We start from the raw sequence: 961 nt of genomic DNA on the forward strand, positions 1-961 counted from the left end.
AATCTTTTTAAATCTTCGAATAGAATTTCAGCTGATTTTTTAATCATATTTATATCCTATAAAAATAATAATTAAAGCAATTATATAAATTTTTAATTATAATTTCAATATTATTTATATTATCACTAATATATAAAAAAATAGTATTATAATTGACTTTTTTTAAAAATAAATTATCCTATACCAAATTAATTTATTTAGGAGATATTTTATGAAAAACGAAAATATTAAATCAATCCCAATGCTAGTAATATTAAGTGTTGTAACATGYGGWATATATTATTTRTAYTGGTTATATAAAACAACAGATTCTATAAAAAACTTTATGAATAATGCAGAAATAAATCCAACATTAGAATTAATACTATGTTTATTTATACCATTCTATCAATTATACTGGTTCTATAAATATTCTAGAATAATATATAAAGATATGACTTCAAAAGTAGGTATTGACAATACAGAAGATGCTTCTGTTTTACTTCTTGTACTTTCATTTGTTGGTTTAGGTATAGTTTCAGCTGCTATTATACAAGATAAATTAAATAGCATATACTCAAAGATGGGTACTGATAATATAACTTCTCAAGCTAATTAATATAAATTTAGTAAAATAGTTAAGTTTTCATACTCTAACTTTGACAATTGCTATTATATTTATATACTATAAATTAGGTATAATTTAAATATAAAGGAGAGGAATATGAAAGGTTATGCTATGTTAAAAATAGGTCAATCAGGTTGGATTGAGAAAGAAAGACCTGCTTGCGGACCTACAGACGCACTTGTAAAACCTTTAGCTGTAGCTATATGTACTTCTGATGTTCACACATTATGGGAAGGAGCTATAGGTGAAAGACATAACATGATATTAGGTCATGAAGCTTGCGGTGAAGTTGTAGAAGTTGGAAGTTTAGTAAAAGACTTTAAACCTGGTGATAAAGTATTAATTCCTGCTATT

General features: G+C 24.5%; 2 protein-coding genes. Both read left to right on the forward strand.

All coding sequences use genetic code 11. From position 1 onward, the window contains the following. Window positions 1-211: 211 nt before the first annotated feature. Window positions 212-598, forward strand: a complete 387-nt coding sequence (locus GQX97_RS12475; RefSeq protein ID WP_015274656.1) for a DUF4234 domain-containing protein — start codon at window positions 212-214, stop codon at window positions 596-598. Window positions 599-703: 105 nt separating this feature from the next. Further along, on the forward strand, window positions 704-961 hold a 258-nt coding region (locus GQX97_RS12480; protein WP_157152235.1), incomplete at its 3' end, for an alcohol dehydrogenase catalytic domain-containing protein.

Origin of the sequence: Brachyspira sp. SAP_772 (genome assembly GCF_009755885.1) — a bacterium.
Taxonomy (GTDB): Bacteria; Spirochaetota; Brachyspiria; order Brachyspirales; family Brachyspiraceae; genus Brachyspira.